The sequence below is a fragment of the Comamonas sp. wu1-DMT genome (assembly GCF_040187805.1).
Lineage (GTDB): Bacteria > Pseudomonadota > Gammaproteobacteria > Burkholderiales > Burkholderiaceae_C > Comamonas > Comamonas thiooxydans.
In genome coordinates, this window is record NZ_JBANEM010000001.1 from 272,939 (window position 1) to 289,880 (window position 16,942).

The 16,942-nt window shown below is 60.1% G+C and carries 29 protein-coding genes and 1 pseudogene; 10 read left to right on the top strand and 20 right to left on the bottom strand.

Annotated features, from left to right (window positions below; genetic code table 11):
- Positions 1 to 9: 9 nt before the first annotated feature.
- The 19 genes and pseudogenes from V8Z78_RS01145 to V8Z78_RS01235 all read right to left on the bottom strand — a co-directional run.
- Positions 10 to 2,031: pseudogene (locus V8Z78_RS01145) on the bottom strand (TonB-dependent siderophore receptor); the annotation flags it as partial.
- A gap of 135 nt (positions 2,032 to 2,166) precedes the next feature.
- Complete coding sequence (locus tag V8Z78_RS01150) at positions 2,167 to 2,850, bottom strand: hypothetical protein (RefSeq protein WP_349730719.1); 684 nt, start codon at positions 2,848 to 2,850, stop codon at positions 2,167 to 2,169.
- Between the two features lie 45 nt (positions 2,851 to 2,895).
- On the bottom strand, positions 2,896 to 3,270 hold the full coding sequence (locus V8Z78_RS01155; protein ID WP_349730720.1) for a Mor transcription activator family protein: 375 nt from the start codon (positions 3,268 to 3,270) through the stop codon (positions 2,896 to 2,898).
- Positions 3,271 to 3,283: 13 nt separating this feature from the next.
- A complete protein-coding gene (locus V8Z78_RS01160; RefSeq protein ID WP_349730721.1) occupies positions 3,284 to 3,889 on the bottom strand; it encodes a gp16 family protein in 606 nt (201 codons plus the stop codon).
- A gap of 82 nt (positions 3,890 to 3,971) precedes the next feature.
- Positions 3,972 to 4,133 (bottom strand): hypothetical protein, encoded by a 162-nt coding sequence (locus V8Z78_RS01165; protein ID WP_349730722.1) that lies wholly within the window; start codon positions 4,131 to 4,133, stop codon positions 3,972 to 3,974.
- The gene (locus V8Z78_RS01170) at positions 4,130 to 4,522 is read right to left on the bottom strand and encodes a DUF2528 family protein (protein WP_349730723.1); all 393 of its coding nucleotides are present in this window, start codon (positions 4,520 to 4,522) and stop codon (positions 4,130 to 4,132) included. The genes V8Z78_RS01165 and V8Z78_RS01170 overlap by 4 nt, the downstream gene beginning before the upstream one ends.
- On the bottom strand, positions 4,519 to 4,968 hold the full coding sequence (locus V8Z78_RS01175; RefSeq protein WP_349730724.1) for a hypothetical protein: 450 nt from the start codon (positions 4,966 to 4,968) through the stop codon (positions 4,519 to 4,521). The genes V8Z78_RS01170 and V8Z78_RS01175 overlap by 4 nt, the downstream gene beginning before the upstream one ends.
- Positions 4,968 to 5,615 (bottom strand): DUF3164 family protein, encoded by a 648-nt coding sequence (locus tag V8Z78_RS01180; RefSeq protein ID WP_349730725.1) that lies wholly within the window; start codon positions 5,613 to 5,615, stop codon positions 4,968 to 4,970. Before V8Z78_RS01180 ends, V8Z78_RS01175 begins: the two co-directional genes overlap by 1 nt.
- 24 nt (positions 5,616 to 5,639) lie before the next feature.
- The gene (locus tag V8Z78_RS01185; protein ID WP_349730726.1) at positions 5,640 to 6,041 is read right to left on the bottom strand and encodes a hypothetical protein; all 402 of its coding nucleotides are present in this window, start codon (positions 6,039 to 6,041) and stop codon (positions 5,640 to 5,642) included.
- Positions 6,041 to 6,280: a hypothetical protein gene (locus V8Z78_RS01190; protein WP_349730727.1), complete on the bottom strand. Its 240-nt coding sequence runs from the start codon at positions 6,278 to 6,280 to the stop codon at positions 6,041 to 6,043. Before V8Z78_RS01190 ends, V8Z78_RS01185 begins: the two co-directional genes overlap by 1 nt.
- On the bottom strand, positions 6,277 to 6,480 hold the full coding sequence (locus V8Z78_RS01195; protein ID WP_349730728.1) for a hypothetical protein: 204 nt from the start codon (positions 6,478 to 6,480) through the stop codon (positions 6,277 to 6,279). The genes V8Z78_RS01190 and V8Z78_RS01195 overlap by 4 nt, the downstream gene beginning before the upstream one ends.
- Positions 6,473 to 6,808 (bottom strand): hypothetical protein, encoded by a 336-nt coding sequence (locus tag V8Z78_RS01200; RefSeq protein WP_349730729.1) that lies wholly within the window; start codon positions 6,806 to 6,808, stop codon positions 6,473 to 6,475. The genes V8Z78_RS01195 and V8Z78_RS01200 overlap by 8 nt, the downstream gene beginning before the upstream one ends.
- Positions 6,801 to 8,057, bottom strand: coding sequence for an ExeA family protein (locus tag V8Z78_RS01205; protein ID WP_349730730.1), 1,257 nt, complete (start codon positions 8,055 to 8,057; stop codon positions 6,801 to 6,803). The genes V8Z78_RS01200 and V8Z78_RS01205 overlap by 8 nt, the downstream gene beginning before the upstream one ends.
- A gap of 7 nt (positions 8,058 to 8,064) precedes the next feature.
- Positions 8,065 to 9,864 (bottom strand): integrase, encoded by a 1,800-nt coding sequence (locus tag V8Z78_RS01210; protein WP_349730731.1) that lies wholly within the window; start codon positions 9,862 to 9,864, stop codon positions 8,065 to 8,067.
- A gap of 18 nt (positions 9,865 to 9,882) precedes the next feature.
- Entirely contained in the window at positions 9,883 to 10,833 is a 951-nt protein-coding gene (locus V8Z78_RS01215) for a hypothetical protein (RefSeq protein WP_349730732.1), read from the bottom strand.
- Entirely contained in the window at positions 10,830 to 11,069 is a 240-nt protein-coding gene (locus tag V8Z78_RS01220; RefSeq protein WP_349730733.1) for a hypothetical protein, read from the bottom strand. The genes V8Z78_RS01215 and V8Z78_RS01220 overlap by 4 nt, the downstream gene beginning before the upstream one ends.
- A 6-nt stretch (positions 11,070 to 11,075) precedes the next feature.
- Positions 11,076 to 11,381, bottom strand: coding sequence for an IclR family transcriptional regulator (locus tag V8Z78_RS01225; RefSeq protein ID WP_349730734.1), 306 nt, complete (start codon positions 11,379 to 11,381; stop codon positions 11,076 to 11,078).
- Positions 11,378 to 11,656 carry a hypothetical protein gene (locus V8Z78_RS01230; RefSeq protein ID WP_349730735.1) on the bottom strand — a complete coding sequence of 93 codons (279 nt, stop codon included), beginning with the start codon at positions 11,654 to 11,656 and terminating at the stop codon, positions 11,378 to 11,380. Before V8Z78_RS01230 ends, V8Z78_RS01225 begins: the two co-directional genes overlap by 4 nt.
- 2 nt (positions 11,657 to 11,658) lie before the next feature.
- Positions 11,659 to 12,132, bottom strand: a complete 474-nt coding sequence (locus V8Z78_RS01235) for a hypothetical protein (protein WP_349730736.1) — start codon at positions 12,130 to 12,132, stop codon at positions 11,659 to 11,661.
- A gap of 96 nt (positions 12,133 to 12,228) precedes the next feature.
- On the opposite strand from V8Z78_RS01235, the gene V8Z78_RS01240 reads away from it, so the two are divergent.
- On the top strand, positions 12,229 to 12,561 hold the full coding sequence (locus tag V8Z78_RS01240; RefSeq protein WP_349730737.1) for a hypothetical protein: 333 nt from the start codon (positions 12,229 to 12,231) through the stop codon (positions 12,559 to 12,561).
- Between the two features lie 118 nt (positions 12,562 to 12,679).
- Here V8Z78_RS01240 and V8Z78_RS01245 read toward each other — a convergent pair whose 3' ends face one another.
- Complete coding sequence (locus V8Z78_RS01245; RefSeq protein ID WP_003055965.1) at positions 12,680 to 12,922, bottom strand: DNA-binding protein; 243 nt, start codon at positions 12,920 to 12,922, stop codon at positions 12,680 to 12,682.
- Positions 12,923 to 13,021: 99 nt separating this feature from the next.
- On the opposite strand from V8Z78_RS01245, the gene V8Z78_RS01250 reads away from it, so the two are divergent.
- The 9 genes from V8Z78_RS01250 (at position 13,022) to V8Z78_RS01290 (ending at position 16,941) form a co-directional block, all read left to right on the top strand.
- Positions 13,022 to 13,450, top strand: coding sequence for a helix-turn-helix domain-containing protein (locus tag V8Z78_RS01250; protein ID WP_349730738.1), 429 nt, complete (start codon positions 13,022 to 13,024; stop codon positions 13,448 to 13,450).
- 48 nt (positions 13,451 to 13,498) lie between these two features.
- A complete protein-coding gene (locus tag V8Z78_RS01255) occupies positions 13,499 to 13,936 on the top strand; it encodes a hypothetical protein (RefSeq protein WP_349730739.1) in 438 nt (145 codons plus the stop codon).
- The gene (locus V8Z78_RS01260) at positions 13,929 to 14,381 is read left to right on the top strand and encodes a hypothetical protein (protein ID WP_349730740.1); all 453 of its coding nucleotides are present in this window, start codon (positions 13,929 to 13,931) and stop codon (positions 14,379 to 14,381) included. The genes V8Z78_RS01255 and V8Z78_RS01260 overlap by 8 nt, the downstream gene beginning before the upstream one ends.
- A gap of 81 nt (positions 14,382 to 14,462) precedes the next feature.
- Positions 14,463 to 14,903, top strand: coding sequence for a putative holin (locus tag V8Z78_RS01265; protein ID WP_349730741.1), 441 nt, complete (start codon positions 14,463 to 14,465; stop codon positions 14,901 to 14,903).
- 3 nt (positions 14,904 to 14,906) lie between these two features.
- Positions 14,907 to 15,530 carry a transglycosylase SLT domain-containing protein gene (locus tag V8Z78_RS01270; protein WP_349730742.1) on the top strand — a complete coding sequence of 208 codons (624 nt, stop codon included), beginning with the start codon at positions 14,907 to 14,909 and terminating at the stop codon, positions 15,528 to 15,530.
- Positions 15,527 to 16,054: a lysis system i-spanin subunit Rz gene (locus V8Z78_RS01275; RefSeq protein WP_349730743.1), complete on the top strand. Its 528-nt coding sequence runs from the start codon at positions 15,527 to 15,529 to the stop codon at positions 16,052 to 16,054. Before V8Z78_RS01270 ends, V8Z78_RS01275 begins: the two co-directional genes overlap by 4 nt.
- The gene (locus tag V8Z78_RS01280) at positions 16,051 to 16,281 is read left to right on the top strand and encodes a TraR/DksA C4-type zinc finger protein (protein WP_349730744.1); all 231 of its coding nucleotides are present in this window, start codon (positions 16,051 to 16,053) and stop codon (positions 16,279 to 16,281) included. Before V8Z78_RS01275 ends, V8Z78_RS01280 begins: the two co-directional genes overlap by 4 nt.
- Positions 16,278 to 16,637, top strand: a complete 360-nt coding sequence (locus tag V8Z78_RS01285) for a hypothetical protein (RefSeq protein WP_003055979.1) — start codon at positions 16,278 to 16,280, stop codon at positions 16,635 to 16,637. Before V8Z78_RS01280 ends, V8Z78_RS01285 begins: the two co-directional genes overlap by 4 nt.
- The gene (locus tag V8Z78_RS01290; protein WP_003055982.1) at positions 16,627 to 16,941 is read left to right on the top strand and encodes a hypothetical protein; all 315 of its coding nucleotides are present in this window, start codon (positions 16,627 to 16,629) and stop codon (positions 16,939 to 16,941) included. Before V8Z78_RS01285 ends, V8Z78_RS01290 begins: the two co-directional genes overlap by 11 nt.
- The last annotated feature ends 1 nt before the right edge of the window (position 16,942 follow it).

The window sequence follows — 16,942 nt, forward strand, 5'->3', positions numbered from 1 at the left end:
TCAGCCCGCTCAGAACGCGCCACGCAAGGTCAGCAGCACGCTACGCGGCTCGCCATACCAGTTGCCGCTGCCCGAGGTCCCAACCGTCTTGTAGTAAGTCTTGTCGAACAGATTGTGCACATTGAGTGCAGCCGACCAGTTGCGATTGATGCGGTATTGCACGCTGGCACCCCAGACGGCGTAGCCGGCCTGGGTGAAGCGGAAGGGAACGGCATTGCCATCGTATTGGCCCGATGCCGGGTTGTAGCTGTTGGCCGTGCCGCTGACATAGGTGGCGCTTTGCAGCGTTACGCCACCGCCCACCGTCCATGGCGAGAGCTGACCCTGCAACTGATACGTGCTCCACAGCTTGAACAGGTGCTTGGGTGTGATGGAGCTGTAGACCAGTTGCGACGGGTCGGTCTTGTTGCGATTGTGGTTGTAGGTATAGCCGGCAAACAGCTGCCAGCCCTGCGCCAGCTGACCGGTCACTTCCATGTCCAGCCCCTGGCTGATGATCTTGCCCTGCGCGACATAGCAGCAGCTCAGGCCCAGATTCCCCACATCCGTTTCCGGATAACGCGGATCACGCACCGCCTGCCCCTTGCGCTCGATACGGTAAAGAGCCAGCGCTGTATTGAGCTTGCCATCGGCGAGTTCCCCCTTCATGCCCAGCTCGAAGCTGCGGCCTTTGATCGGGTCCAGCGCGGCCCCCGGTGCCGGCCCGGCCAGCATATTGGCCTGCGATTTGTGGATCTCGGTCACGCTGCCATAGGCTGTCCACTGCTTGCCCAGGTCGTAGACCAGGCCTGCATAGGGGGTGAAGATACCGCTTTCGCTGTAGTACTCGCGACCGCTCGCCCGAACACTGCCATCGGCGTTGTAGTTGATGTATGGCGTGTCGTAGGAGTAGCTGGCATAACGTCCTCCGACAATGGCAGTGAGCTGATCCGTCAGGCTCAGGTTGGCACGACCATAAAAGCCTTTTTGCGTGGCGCCGTAGCCGGGATAGCTGCGTGTCTTGCGCTCGCTTACTGCCGAGGGAATTCGGCCGGGATCGAACTCATAGACATTGGTCAGAGACAGTGGCGTATCCATCTCGGAGTAATAGGTGTCCTGATCGTCACGGACCTTGCTCCAGTCCGCGCCGAGCAGCAAGCGGTGCTTGCGGCCGAACAGCGAGAACGGGCCGCTGGCATGCACATCCAGGCTTTTTTTCTCCGAACGAAAGTCGTTGGAAAAGCCGGTCCAGTTGGCGCCAAGACCTGTTGCAGGGTCAACGGCTCCGCTGAGGCTCGCCAGCCGCGCATCGCTGTCCACCTTCTGATAATTGACTTGAGCCTTGAGCTTCCAGTCCCCCGCCAGTTGCTGGTCGAGCTGCGCAAAAATCTCCTTGGCGCTCTTGTCGTAGTGGCTCCAGCCCGCCATCAGCGCAGTTTTGCGGGACAGCTTCAGATCGTCGCCATTGGCGGCACGCGGCAGGCCTTCGCGCCAGGGAGTGGCCTTGAGCTTGTCGTAGCTGGCTCCCAGGCTCACACGCGTGGAGCTGGTCACATCGGCCTCCAGAATGCCGTAGAGCAAGCTGTTTTGCGAATCCGCTCCGCGATAGAAAAAGTTCTTGTCCGAATGCGCGAGCACGGCACGACCTCGCAGGCTCCCTGCTTCATTCAACGGGCCCGCAACATCCAGCTCGGCCTGTTTGCGACTCCAGCTGCCGACGCCCACCGAGCCCAGAATCTGCTTTTGCGCCGTGGGACGCTTGCGCACCAGATTGATGGCACCGCCAGGCTCCCCATTACCGCTGAACAGACCGTTGGCGCCGCGCACCACCTGCACACTGTCATACATGGCCAGATTGGGGTCGAACAGCTGCTGGCTGAACGCGTCCACACTGGCACCGTCGATCTGCACATTGCTGATCTCGAAGCCGCGCGACAGAAACTTGGTGGCCGCACCGCCCAGTCCACCCGCGCCGCCATAGTCCACCGTCACGCCGGTGGTCTGCTGCATCACCTCCCCCACATTGCTCATGGCCTGATCTTCAATGCGCTGGTGAAAGGGAGTGAGATAAAGATAGAGGGAGTGGCGTGATAAATCGAAACGTTGTGGGACTTACCGCGACGTAGTGCAACGCAAATCTGAAATTGAGTTGCATTAGTTGAAACGCTTCATCGGACCACAAGAACCTCAGAAAAAGTGGCCTCGGACATACTCATAGATTGGCTGTGTACCGAGCCGTTCACAGAATTCATCTGTGAACGCAACCGCTGACATGATTGCCCAGTTGGCGCAGCCTGCTCCCAACAGCTTGTCTGGGTAAAACGGATTTTTAGCCCCTGTGAGCGCATTGGGGCTAAATTTTCCTGCGAACCGCTTTTCAAACTTATGGACCTTCTGTGCCTCGTTCACACTGTGGCTCGGGATTGTTTCCGGTTCAAAGTGAATGAGCGCGTTGCGAAGCTCGACCAGCAGCTTGACATCCTGATAGGGAGTAGCCCCAGTATTGAAGCCTGCTTTGTCATTCAACTCCAGCGCAATTTCGTATTTTTCAAGTATCGAGTAGGACGCTGTGCGAGGGACTCCCTTTTTCCATAAGCGGCCCATGAGGTCCTTTGCGCGCAAAGTTGAGAGGCTCCTTGCAAACTGCTCATCTGCACAGTCAGAGAAAAGCTCATTGATGTTGGCCTCTAAAAATGCTGCTGACATGATCACAGCGGAAACCACACAAGCGTGGTGTTGCCTGAGCACTGTGGCGTCGAGTGACGTCACTGTGCCTGATGATTCAATGTCGCTACTCTGTTTAGCGAACAACGAAGCGGCCGATAGATGCGCAACTGACAAATAGTTGCGAGATGCAATAGCTACAGACATGAGAGTCAGCTCTGTTGAATGAATAAGGCCCCAGATTCTGGGGCCTTAGTCGTTGAAGAGGTCTCTGGTGCGGCGGTCAGTTGCCGCCGCCATGCGCTTTCTGACCCGGTCTAGCAGCTTGCGCATGCTGCGCTCGTGCATATCGTACTTTCGGGCGAGGTCCGCGATGTTGTAGCCGTTGAACTCGGCATAGATCTCAGCTTCGCGCTGGCTGAGCTTCCATCGGTAGTCCTTGGGGATGTTGATCAGCTGGCCGCCCCAATAATCAGCCAGATGATCTGTCAGCGAACCCGCAACCAGGTCGGCAGCTGGGCCGGAGACATGCTCCTGCAGGTGCTTCTTGGCCACGTCCCTCAGGTCCGCTAGGAACTGGTTCCTGCGGATCGCCATGTTGGAGTCACGGTCGACGTGAGTGGCCATTGAAATCGAGTCTTCAGATGGGGAATGGACGCCCTGCGGCAGTGCGTAGATTCTCCCATGCTTCCCACTGCACATCAAACCCATCGCCTTGGGTTGAGCGCTCAAAACCGCGAGCAGCGCAGCCTGTCTGTGCCTCGCTCAGGAGCCCCTTGTGATACCTATCGCGCACTTCCTCCTTGAGTGTGGCCACGGCTGCAGGCAGGTAGCGCATGGCCCACTTTTTCAGGGACTCAATCACCGTTTCAACGCGGCGACCGCTGCGCATCCACTGCACGTCATCCACCTTGACCATGCGCTTCACATACGCCGTCAACGCCGCTTCTGATGGGTCTTGCACGGCTCCCAGCTCGTGCAGGAACAGCCACAGGGCGCGCACCTTGCTGGCGTCCAGGCCCGTGGCCTGCTTGCGATCGGTTTTGGTCGATCGCACCTTGAAGCCTTGTCCCTTGAGATAGTCCAGCACCTTCTGCATGCCGTCGATGGACATGGCCGCCAGGGAGTCGTTGCCGCCCTGGGCGAATAGGATGCCGCGATAGTTGGGCTCGTCCAGGCCCAGGTCGCGGCGGGCAACCTGAATCAGCTTGATGAGCCGGTTGCGGTATGTGGTTTGTGTTGTCATTGCCATTTTTGACTTCATTGGGGTATGAAAAAGCCCCCATGGCTCAGCGGCTGCATGGGGGCTTGAGTGGTGGCAGCCGACGTCAATGCACCTGGCGGATCTCGTCGGCCATGGTCTGCGCTGCGGCGATCCAGGCCTGGCGTATAGGCTCTGCCATTTCATTCCAGGTCACGACGGGAACCGGCGTCAGGCGGTGGCGGAAGGCCTCGTAGGCGGCTTTGGCGATAGATTCAATGCTCTTCATGCTGCAACCTCCAGCTCAACATCGTCAAAGCCGACACTATCGGCAGCAACCTGGATGACCGAGATGCCCAGCTCCTCAGCCTTGGGCCAGCCTTCGCCAAAGTCATCAATGACCTCTTGCGCAGTCCGAAGTCCGGCTGCAGGGGAGCTGTTGGAAAAGTCCCAGCCACCTTGCTCCATCGCCAGGGCAATGGCTCGTGCGCCAAACATGCGAATGACGACACGCACCACGTTCTCGTTTTCTGCGGCCAAGCGGCTGTCCGCGTTGGACCAGAAAGTGTTGATTTCAGTGGCCAAGTCTGGTGTCAGCAGGTCGTGATCCACTTTGAGAGTGACCTCGGCATCGTTAAACCAGGATGCCTTCACCGTGTAAGTCTTGATATTGCTCATGCCTTCACTTCCTCCAAAATTTGAACTGTGACCAGGCGCAGCTTTTCGCCCTTGTAGGTACGGCGAAAATCATCGCCAATGGTGGGCACGCCGAAACCATCAGAACCTGTACCTCTCCCCGTTGTTGTCCAGCGCGCGTCAGTCTCGTTGGTCAAGACCACGCCCTGGCCACATGGAGCGAGGACCGCAAACAGCGGCTTGTTCCCAGAGGCACCATTCAGAAGGTCTTGCGCTGTGGCTCGGCCAAGCCAGCCCTCCCAAAGAAAATTCAGGTAGTCCTTGCCTTGCTCGTACTGGTCGCCATCGCGCATGGAGCGAACTACACCGGTCAGAAACTCAATGCTTTCTGTCTTGTCGGTCTGCTTCTTCCACAAAGCCGCATAGAAGGTCTCAAAAGCATCGCGTTCCATGGCGACGTGCTCCGGGGTGATATTGATTTGATTCATCACACAGCCACCATGTCCAAAGGAATGGGCGCATAGCGGTCTGTGTCACCGACGCGTTCATAAAAGCGGGCGTACTGCTTGGAGCCCACCACCTGGATGGAGTCACCAATGGCGCGCATGGCCTCTTTCCAGCGTGGGTCCTTGATATCCCAGCGGCGCAGACCTAGGATGCGGCCCACGCTAAGGTTTCCCTCTTTGTCAGTACGGAACGTCTCCTGGATCACGATACGGACCTCATCGCGAGAGCCGTCTGTCCACTCAGCTGCACACTGGTCCAGCAGGTCCTTGGCAGCGTGCAGGCGTTCATCAAAGCGGATGGACTCGGACGTAGCGATCTGCAGCTTGTAGCGGCCGTCGAAGGTAAAGAGCGTGATGTTGCCCTTTTTGCCACCACGGTGGACGCCATACTGCTCGGCGCTCAGGTCCACGAAAGCCGCGACGTCGCCAAAGATCTTGGCCTTGGCCTGTGTCAGACGCTGGTTCTCTTCCTTGGCGATGGCCACCAGCTCGTGCACCAGCGCATCACGCGCCTGGTCGATAGGCTTGACCAGGCTCATAGGCCAGAGACGCCCCTGACCGTCACGCATCATCCCAGCGGGCACCTCGGCCTCGGCAGAAATATCTTCACGAATATTTTGTTGAGTCATTTGTCGTTGCTCCTTAATTGCTTATCAGCAGCGCACGCCACGGCTGGCGATTGCGCTGAAATCCAGTGACCCCTGACGGGGAGGCGTGAATGGCTTGGGCTCGTATTTGCCCTCCATCACATTGATCTGCCTGCGTGCGGGCATGTCGCCCATGAGCTTGGGCGTGCCCTTGCCAGTCCGTCCTGGTGTCAGGCCCAGGTCAAACAGTGGAGCGGCCACGCTGCAGATGTTCCAGCGCAGCTCTGGTGCGCCCTCCACAATCTCCAGCCAGCCGCCTGTGCGCAGGTTGCGCAGGCGTTTGACCAGGTCGCTTTCTAGTTCACCCGTCACAGGGCGCAGCTGCGCGAGGTTCTGCGGGCCGTGAGCCTTGATGTGGTCCAGCAGAAGCTTGCTGTCCTCGCTCAGGCGGTTTTTCTTCAGTGCCATCAGATCACCCCCATTCCCAGCTCAAACTGCACATAGCCCGCCAGCGAACCCAGGCAAGCGGCGGCGGCCACCACCATCGCGCCCAGCAACACAAAGTGGCCGATGGAGTCGGACGGATGGCTGCCCAAAGCCGCCTGGAGCAAGCCCTTGAATGCTTGGAGGCCACGCTCCAGGCGTGCGCGCAGGCCGCGCTTGCGGTAGCACTGGACTGCGCCAGGCTCAAAGAAATAGCGCTTCATGCAGATACCTCCTCTTGAACTCGACGAATTGCGCGGTTGGGCAAGGCCTTGCCGTTGAAGCGATACCAGTCCTGAGTGGCTTCAAGAACGGCTGTGGCCCGGTCTGCGCTGAATGCGCGCTGCAGCACCCGGGCGCGGCGCTTGATCCAGACAAGGCGCAAGGCCTTGTATGCAGTCAGAGAAATGACCTTTTTATGCATTGGGATCTCCACTCAAGGCGGGAAACTGAACGCGAATCCAGCTGTTAGGGCGATAGCCCTCTGCCGCCATTACTTGCTCAAAGACCCAGCTGCTGGGCAGAAATCGGCAGGGCCGGAACCGTGCCTGTGGGCGAACCTTGCAGGCGCTGAGTACCTCGTTGCCCTCAGCGTCATAGACGTTGATCCACAGAAACTTGATGAATCGCCCCGCCAAGCGGAAGGTGGCGCACTCCACGTAGCCACTGCGACCGCAAGCCATGCTGAACAAGCGCGAATGGCCGGCCATACGGCGAAGCGCCGCAGCCTCGGACTTAACGCGCTCAGGCATTGCCGCTCTCCTGGAATGCCGCATGGATCAGAGCCGCATTCACCGTCTTGGCACTGATGCCCGCAGCCATATTCATGGCGCGTGTGACCAGGTTGTTAACGGCCAGGGGGTGGCACTTGGAAACGTTCTTGGTGGTGCGCTTGCCGCCGAAGGAGCGGGTTTCATCGCGGCGCAGCACGGCGCGGATGGCGTCGATGGCCTCGGTCTCCAGCACGTTGGCCATATCGGCCTCCACGCGCTTGAACTTGTGCTGCAGGTATGCGCCCAGGTTGTTATCCAGGGGCGGTAGCGTGATCAGTTCGCAGCGCTGGACCACTTCGCGAACCTCGGGGTCCTTCTCGCTGAGCTTGTCCGCCAGCTCGTTCTGGCCCACCAGGATGATGGACAGCAGTTTCTTGAAGCCATCCTCTTGCTCATAGAAGCGCTTGAGCGCCTTGAGCGTCGGAATAGCCAGGTCATGGGCTTCCTCAATGACCACCACATGCTTGCGTCCATCGCTGGCCCCTTCCTTGAGCATCTGGTGCATCTGGTGGGTACGGGCCTCCAGCGACGAGCGCACAGGCTTGTTGGGTGCCAGGCTGCGAATCACCGCGCCGACGATGTCTGCGGCAACCAGCAAACGGCCAGCCTTGGAAGCTGCACTGGTGGCCACCACATAGGGCTCAATCACCTCAATACGTTCGCCTGTAGTCTTGATCCACTCGATCAGATCCTTGCGAATGGTGCTCTTGCCCGCGCCGGATTCGGCCACCAGGGCGAGCATGCCGCCGTGCAGTGCCGTCTGACGAACAGCGGCACGCACATAGCGGATATCGTCTGACTCAAACACGTCTGCGATGGAGCGCAGCTCGTCCACAAACGGGTCCTTTAGAATCCGAAAGTGCTGGCGGGTCTCAGAAGTCAGGCGGCTGTGACGTACGTTCATATCATCCTCTTGGTTTTTGGCCTTCTGGCCTTGGGAATAAAGGGCACACGCTGTGCTGGAACACAGCGGGTGCGCCCCCTCGAAAAGTGGTTCAAAGGCCCCGAGCACTTGCTCATCGGTGGCACCGTGGCAGCGCAGGAACTCTTCAATCAGAGGCCGCAGCATGGTCTGGTTGGTCTTTGCGGACTTGGGCCATTGATCAAACTTGCAGATCAAATTGATCGTGGCCCGCGAGACGCGGCAATGCCGCGCCAGCTCAGCCTGTGACTGCTTGAGCTGCACCAGAATCCCGTGCAGGGCCAGCTTCATGTAGTTGTCGCTCATAGGCTCCTCAGACAGCACGCAGACCGCCAGCAGCACGCAGGGGCTGCATGTCCGCAAAGTCCTGGGCCTGGGGTGGGTTCTTGAACTGGTCGATCAGTGCGTCCAGCTGGTCTTCCGGTACGCCGCCCGCAAAGCGTGCGGTCATGAACTGGTTTTCCTCGGCGGTCAGGTTGCGTCCCAGCTCGGAGCGAACCCGCAGCATCACGACGGTGGAATCCAGCATTCGCGGCGCAGCTGGTGTGGCGTGGGCCGGCGCTTCAATCTCAACACCGGGGCGCTGCAGATAGCTGGGCTGCTCCACATCCTTGAGATAGCTGTGCGACTTGATCGCGCCGCCGAAGGGCACCACCTTCTTCTGGCGTGCCTGGTCAGCGTCCTGGCCGGGGAAAGCCAGCTCGTCCATGGCCTGGCCTGCGACTTCCGCAGGAGTCTGGGTGTGGGACTTGTAGCCTTCGCCAGGAACAGCCGCAGACAGCGGATTGCCGTAGCCGTCGTATTCCCGCTCCGGCTCCACGCGGTAGATGAGAGGCTCACCATCAAAGCGGGCCAGCTCCACCTGGATGGCATCTTCGCCGTACACCAAGGGGCGCACGCTCACCATGTCGCCCACATTCACGCCGTCCATGCCCTTGAGGCAATAGGTCTGCGTGCGGTCGGCCTTGGGGTGGCGGAAGGTGATGTTCTCGTGACCATCCACCTTGCGTTCCTCCTCCTTGCCCACCATCAGGGCGCGGCACACCTCCACATCGGGCAGCAGGCGCAGCTCTTCGCTGCGAATGCGCTGCCAAAGGTCATAGCGGGCCACGGGCATCGCCAAACCCTCGCGGCGCAGGCGCGTGTCCTGGCCAGGGATCAGATTGGCGTTGTAGCCCTCGCTCCAGGCCAGGGCCGCGGCATTGAGCTCATCAATGCTGTCCACAGGCTCAAAGCGCAGGCGGCTCTCAAACTGAGTCTCAATGATGTTGTTGGCGTTCTCCACGCCGCCCTTGGCGCGGCTGTTGCCAGCCTCGTGGGTAATGGCCTCCACCTCCAGGCTCTTGAGCAGGTTGCGGATGGCGTGGCTCTGGTTGGCGCTGCCCTTGTCCCAGATCAGCACCTTGGGCACGCCATGAAACAGACGCCCGTCCTGCTTGCTCCAGGCATGCATCAGAAAGTTGAACAGGCTGGCCTGGCTCTCGCCTGCGGCTTCCGTGTACCAGGGCTGGATGGAGCCGCTCGCACCATCCCACATGGCGTAGCGAAACACCTTGAACTTCACCTTGGCATAGTTCTCCAGCTTGTTCTTATAGAACTCGCGGTCTTCCATGATGTATTGGCGGCCGTTCAGGTAGTACACCAGGCACAGGCTGGGGTCCACCTGGTGCGTGTGGTTCGGGTGCGGGTAACGCAGCTTTTGCGCTGGCGAAGCCGCCACCTGGGTCTCCACATTCAGGCCGCGGTCGCGCATCAGGCGGTTCAGGTGGGCATTGCTCACACCAACTGGCAAGCCGTTGGCCTCCAGCACGCTGCGTGCCACGGGCGTGTGCATGGTCTGCTTACCGTTGTCGCGCACGCTTTCGCGCTGCATCGTGGCCAGGGTCAGCAGCGCATCGCTGTTCACGCTGGTGCTGCCCTTGTCGGCGCGGCATTTGCGCCCGCTCTCCCAGCCCGCCACCGCCTTCAGATGGCGGTAAATGGTCTGCTTGCTCATGCCCAGAAATTCGGCTGCGCCGTCAATCAGTGGTCCTCGGGCTTTGTGCGGTGCCGCACCCAGCTTGCGGGCCAGATCGCGGATGTAATCGCAAGTCGCCGGTGCGAGTGATGCCATGTCGTAGTCCTCCATGGCTTACTCGGCCTCCGCCGTGGCGGTGGTCTTCATCTCGTGGATGGTGACGGCCTCCAGTTCGTGACCGAAGGTGTTGCCAATCAGATGCTGCAGACCGCCGACGCTGGCAGCAATGCGGTTCACATTGCCGCACAGCTTTTGCACCAGAGCGAGCACTTCCACAGGCATGTCTACTCGGTCGCCGGGCTCATAGCCTGGCTGCTGGGCGGCATACTCCAGGTACCAGGTATCCAGGGCCTTGACCTGCTGATCCATCGCCAGCAGCGCGTTCGTAGCCGCGTCCTGTTCCGTATCCACCTCCTTGCTGAAGTCGGCTACACGAGCCTCCAGGCTGCGGGCTTTGGGGCCGCCAGACTTCAGGGCTTTTTCGGCGTTGTCGGCACGTTGCTGCTCCTTGTCACGCTTCTCTGCTAGGAACTTGTTGTCTTCCTTGGCCTGGCGCAAAGTCGAGCGCAGCTCGCTGGCACTCATGCGGTCGATGTCGTCCATGTCCTTGAGGGACTCCAGCGCGTCGTCATCGTGGGTGACAAGCTCAAGAAACGCAGAGGCGTTCTTAACCTGGGTGCTCAAAAGTGCCAAATTGGCACTTTTCGCCGTCTTAGATGCGACCTGCATGAAACGGTAGGCCGTCCTGCGGGTGAATCCCAGCATTTCAATCCGATCATCGAATTCGCCGCGAGGAGTTAGCTCTTGGAGTACCCGCAGACGCTTGCCCGTCTCAAGGATGGCCTCCACCGTACGGCGCTGGTAAAAGCGGATTTCATCTTCCAGAGCGCCCACGGACAATGTCCCTTCATAGCCCATTTCTACTGCGACGGCCTTGGCGTTGGCCGAGGCCTCCATGGCCTGCACTGCAAGGGAGTCCTGCACGGCTTCAATACGCGCCGTGGCGGCGGGAGAAATGTCTACCAGATCGGTAGGGGCTGTGGTTTGGCTTGTCTTGCGGCTCATGTGTCTGTCCTTTTGTTGTCGGTAATGGGGTCTGTGTCCTGCACCTGGCTGGTCTGGATCACCTTCATGCGCCATTGGCTTTGCGGCAGGGCTGCCAGGGCGGTGATGGCGTCCTGGGCGTAGGCCTTGGCGTGCTCCAGGCTTCCGTCTGGGCCTAGCTCCACTTCGGGGACCAGGATTCGGTTGTGGCTATTGCCAGGTGGGTAAAAGGCCACCGTGCATGTCGTGGTCGGCATGGCGGCTCACTGTCCCGTCAAGGAATGGCGTGCATCGGCCATGCGCTGCTCATGGCGCTGGCAGTCATCCAGCACCCGAAAAGTCAGCCGCGTGAACTGCGGTGTGGGGTAAAAGCGCCCTGTTTCCTCGCTCTTGCGGCACCACCCGTGGACTATCAGCGTCTGAGTGGCGCGGGTAACCACCACCGCCGTGGTTTTGCAGGCTTCGGCCAGGTCCTTGTTGGTGGCCCCTGTCATCGCAAAACCACACAGGGCCTCCATCACGGCCAAGACGGGCTGAGCGCTCTTAGTTGTGGTTTGTGCGGTGCTCATTGGCGAGCCTCCACAGTGGCAAGCTGATTCATCAGGTGCTGTCGCATCAGTTCGGCCATCAGCAGAGCCAGCTCACCATCTACGCGCCAAGGGCCGTAGGAGGTGAGGACTTCAAAGCCGCGCTGCATGGCGGGCACATGGCGGCTCAGTGCGTACCCGATCAGCTGCGCTTCACGGCTGGCGACTTGAGCCTGCGGCACTGGCGCGGGGGCCAGCTCAGTTGCCACAGTGGGGGCCTTGCCACTGGCAATCTGGTCAAAGATGTCTTTTTCCATGGTCAGAACTCCAGTTCGGGCGCGATGTACTGGCCCACGTTGCGGTGTTGAAAAGCAACTTGCTCCAGGTGCCTCTGCAGCAGCTCCATCAGCTCGGCCGTATCGGCCTTGGTGGGGTCGGCGTAGAACGCCGCCAGCTTGCGCATGGCGGTGGAGCAGTCCTCGGTGATCTGGTGCAGTTCGGCCTCGCTGGGCTTGCGACCCTTGGGCATCGCAATCACCATGCGGCCTGCCGAAGCAGCCAGCCAGTCGCTCACAAAGTGCGCGCCGCACACCAACTCAAAGGTAGGCACCAACGCCACGGGCATGCGGCCCTTGCTCAGCCAGCCGTACAGAGAGTCCTCTGTCACATCGCCCATCAGTTCTGCAATGCGGGCCACAGACAGCTGGTGCTTTTCCTGCGCATAGTCCTTGCAGGCACGCATGGCATCCCGCAAGTTGTTGGCGCGAAAGCGTTTCCAATTACGAGGCGGCATTTGAAGTACCTCCACAGACTTGCTTCAAAACAAAAAACTGCATGGAAATGCGCGACGCACGGACACTGGAGACCAGAGAAAACCTGGAGCGAACCAATGGCCGAAAACGCCGACCTGTCTTTGATGCAGAAACTGATTGACCGCGCAGTGCAAGACCGCCTGCTGCCCTTGCAAGACCAGCTGTGGGCACACCATTGGCTGTTGACTGAGATGACAAGGCAGCTGCCGCGTCCTGCGTTGCTGGCGACAGCTCAGCGCTTGGACCAGATGTGGCAACTGGCACCAGACGAACAAAAGGAGCGCTTGCGGGTCGTACAACAGCAGTGGCACGTCTATCTATGCCAGCTAGGCGCTTTGATAGAAGGGGAAACGCCTCCAGAATTTCACCCTGGGCAGCCAGTACCTCCACGTCTGAAACCTGCACTTTGATTGCCTGGCAGTAGCCCTGCCACGCATCGCTGAGGCGATAGAGCACGATTCCTCTACCGGCCAAGGCCCGATCAGCCTGAGATTTGCCTGTAATATCTTGTTGCGACATAACAGCCAATCAAGCAAACACAGGCATACGAGGCGTAGCAACTTGCTGCACTTCGCCATCTTTGAGGCGCAGCTGCACAGCGATGTTGTGCGAGGCTCCACGGCCGCACTTACGTGCTGGGTTCTCGTCGTCATCGTTGAGGATGGCGATTACGAGGTTCACGTTGTAGCCGTGGTGCGTAGCCCAGGCCGAGTACGACAGTCCCAGGCGGGCGAACTCAGCGCGGACCTCAGAGCGTTTTTTGATTGGCATGTTGCATCCCGGTTTGTGCGTACTAGTTGGCGCTAGTGCGCGTTTGTTTGAACTTGTGTGAACGGATGATAGCTCAGAATTCTGATCTATCAAAGGTAAATGAATCAGAAAACTGGAATAGGTGAACGCCTGAAGGAAGAGCGCGAGCGCTTGGGCTTCTCCCAACCGGCTTTTGCGGCGATGACGGAGGCATCTAAAAGCTCCCAGGCTTCCTGGGAAAAAGAGACCGCTTACCCGAATGCCAAGGCATTGGCCGTATGGGCGCGTGTTGGGGTAGACGTCGGCTATGTCGTGACCGGTGCCCAGACGGCCAGTACCGACGCGCTCACGCCAGACGAACTTGAGCTGCTGAAGCTCTTTCGCGCTGCCCCTCTGGCGGTTAAGGCTGCCGCAATTGGGGCCTTGCAAGGGGGCTCATCTGGCGGTGGCCAAGTGATGCAGCACACGGGCTCCGGCTCTGTGCAAATAGGCCATGTCGGTGGCGACTACAACCCGATTCCAAAATCCGATAAGAAAAGAGCCAAGTAGCCGAACAGCGACGACTGAAAGGGAGACAGGGTGAAATTGAGGGAGTTGATGCAGTGGCTCAGCAAACTGATGCCCAAGCAAAAGATGCAGGATGTGGGCGACGGCAGCGTCCAGGTAGGAAGCGTTGGAGGTGACCTGACACACAGTCAGAAAACCATGAATCAGACGATCTACAACACGTTCTACGTGATGGCATCTGATTCGCCCGCAACACCGGCCGCCAACGAGACCGGGCCTGCCCCACTGATGGATGCCCCTTTGGCAGCCACAGAAAAAAGGGCGGCAACAGCCGAACAGCTTGAGGTACTACGCATCATGCGTTTGAGTACCGAGGCCAGAGAGTGTGCTGAGGCCTTCATGCAAAAACACTTCAAGACAATCCACGTCAAGAGCTTGGACGATCTGCAGTGCAAGCGCACCAGGCGCTGGGTAGAAACTTGCCTTGAAAACGAGGCCAAGGCTCGCCCCAGCATGAGAGTTGGCTAACAACGTCCAGGAGAAAGAAATGGGGAATTCAGACGCCCTGTGGCTGAACGCTGAGCGCGAAGCAGACGATGCCAACGCGCGGAACAAAGGCTTATGGGCCAGATGCTTTGCTCAGGCTGAAGGTGATGAAGCCAAGGCCAAAGCGCTCTACATGACCGAGCGCGTGCGGCAGCAAGGTGGCGCTATCGCCAATGCGAAGCCCAAAAGCAAAGCGATTGCATGGCTCAAATACGGGGTGGCCAGCTTGGCGCTGTTGGTGGCGTTATTTTTCATCGTTGCCAGCAGGCTTCCCTCTGATGGTCAGTCCGAGAGCCGCGCGGCAATTGATCTGTGCTGGAGGGATCACAAGAACCCGGCGCTGGACGAACAGACCAAACAGTTCGTTGCGCAGACTTGCAACGGCTTGACCGAGCAGCATCGGGCCAAGTTCGGCAGCGCCCCATAGTGCCCTCGGCCAAAAGACCAATCCCACTCTGACGTCCAGAGTGTGGGCTTTCAAACCCGAAAGTTCACACCGAGGACGTTCATGTCATCCACTTCTGCCCAAAGCCTTCGCCAATCCAAGCTGCCGCGCATGACCAGCTGGTGGCTGATTGCCCTGGTCCTCTCGCTGGCCGTCTTTCTGATCGCGCCGCAGCAACTGCCGGTCAGCCTCTACAAGCTCAATCTGATCTCCCTGGCCGCCCTGGCTGGCTACTGGATTGACCGTGCCGTCTTTCCCTATGCGCGCCCCCAGGTGTCTGCCTTGCGCGACCTGGATGCGGACTACGAACTGGATCTGACCGAGGAAGAATCAGCGCAAGGCTTTGTGAAGACTGACGATGGGCGCGAGATTCCCATCAGCTGCATTGCCGAGGGCTTGTGCGGCCCCATCGACCCGACGCGGGTTTACTTCATGCTGGGCTGCATGCTGCGCCGTGCGCTCATCATGTCTGCCGCCATTCTCGCTATCAGCCTGGGCGGTTGAGCCATGCGCAGCCGCCATATTCGCGCCGCCATCCTGGTGGGCGTGGCCGTAGTCTCGGCAGCACTGAGCTACTGCCACAGCGCCCAGGCCCAGGTGCCAGCAGCTGCCCAGCCGCATAGGGCATTGCTGGTGCGCACTGCCAACTCCATCTGGGGCTTGGGTGCCCCGGTGGCCGTCTTTGCCGCACAGGTGCAACAGGAGTCCGCCTGGAAGCCAGAGGCCGTCAGCCGCGTCGGTGCCCGAGGTCTCGCCCAGTTCATGCCTGCCACTGCCTCCTGGTGGTGTGAGCTGAACAAGCTGTCTCCGGCCGACTGCCAGCCTCACAACACCACCTGGGCCTTGCGCGCCCTGGTCGGTTATGACAAATACCTCTACGACCGCACGCCCACTCACTACAACGCATACGACCGCATGTGGGTGGCCCTGCGCGGCTACAACGGCGGGCTTGGCCACTGGCAACGTGAAGCAGCGGTTTCCGGGGCCGCTCGGCCCACACGGCAGCAAGTGGATGCGGCCTGCGGCAAAGCCCGCCGCGCGGCCGTCCATTGCCGTGAAAACCTCGGCTACCCCCAGCGCATCCTGGTCGAGCTGCAGCCGCGCTATCTGAGCTGGGGGCCTGGCCTATGAAGCCCGCAGCGCGCTATCTGCTGGTGGCCCTGGCGGTTGCCGCAGCTTACTGGGGCTTCGGCCTGTACCAGGACCATTTGATCGCCCAAGGTGATGCCCAGGGCGCAGGTCGCGTGCAAAAGGCCTGGGACGACCAGGAACGCCTGCGGAGCCAGGTCACCGCTGCAGGCAACACCCTGCGCCAACGCAATGCCGAGAAAGTCGCCCATGACAACACCCAACGCGCGGCGGCCAGCCAGGCTGCTGCTGACTCTGCTGCCGCTTCTTTGCGCAGCCTGCGCGCAGAGCTTGCCCGTCTCAAATCCCGCGCCAATCCCTACCCAACTGGAGATGCCGGCCTTGCCGCCTGCGCTGGCGAAGCCGCCACCGCCCGAGAGCTATTCGGAGAAAGCGCAGAAGCGTATGTCGACCTGGCTGCAGAAGCTGACCAGCTCCGAGACCAGGTCGCAGGACTGCAGCAGTTCGCAGTCAGCGTCTGCCATGCAGGACAGCCCCTGCAGCCCAGCGCAGGAGCCGCAGATTGACCGACTTCTTTGACCGTGCCCAGGCCCGTGAGCTGCAGTTGCGAGAGGACGCGCTGCGCGAGCAGACGCGCCGCGCAGGCCTTGCGGGTAAGACGGAGGCCGACTCAGCTGCCAAGTGCGCCTGCGGGGCACTGATACCTGAAGCCCGACGCAAGGCTGTGCCTGGTTGCCAGCGCTGTGTGAAGTGTGAAAGCGCGCAAGAGCGCAAGAAAGGACGGGCACTGTGAGCCTGACGATTGATTTCTGGCAGTTGGTGGGCTTGTTGGGCTCGGGCTTGGGCGTGCTGGTGGCCGTCATGAAATTCGGTGTAGCCCAGGCCCAGAAGCACCAAGACGCAACGCATCTACAGGTGCTGGGCCGCTTGGACGCTATGGAAAAGGCCAACAAGGAAGAGGCCAGCCAGTGGCAGCGCATTGAGCGCGAACTAGGCCAGCTCAAGGCCGATATGCCGCTGAACTACGTGCGTCGCGAGGACTACATCCGAGGCCAGAGCGTCATTGAAGCCAAGCTGGACGCACTGGCCTCCAAGCTCGAAACAGCCCAACTCAGAGTTGCAAGCATTGGAGGGAATCATGCAAATTGACCAAGCCAAAATCCGCCGCGAATCCCTGCGCTGGCTGATCCTGCTCACCCTGAACAACGCCCGCCCCATGGGCGCGCAAGAGTCGCCCATTCTGGCCGTGGCCCAGTCCATCTACCCAGACGCCACGGCGCTGGAGATGCGCCGCGAGCTGGACTATCTGGAGGACCGGGAGCTGGTCAAGATCACCAAGTCCCCCAGCGGCCCGTGGTACGCCGAGCTCACCCGCTTTGGTGTGGACATTGCCGAATACACGATTGATTGCGAGCCGGGTATTGCCCGCCCCGCCAAATACTGGGCAGGCTGAG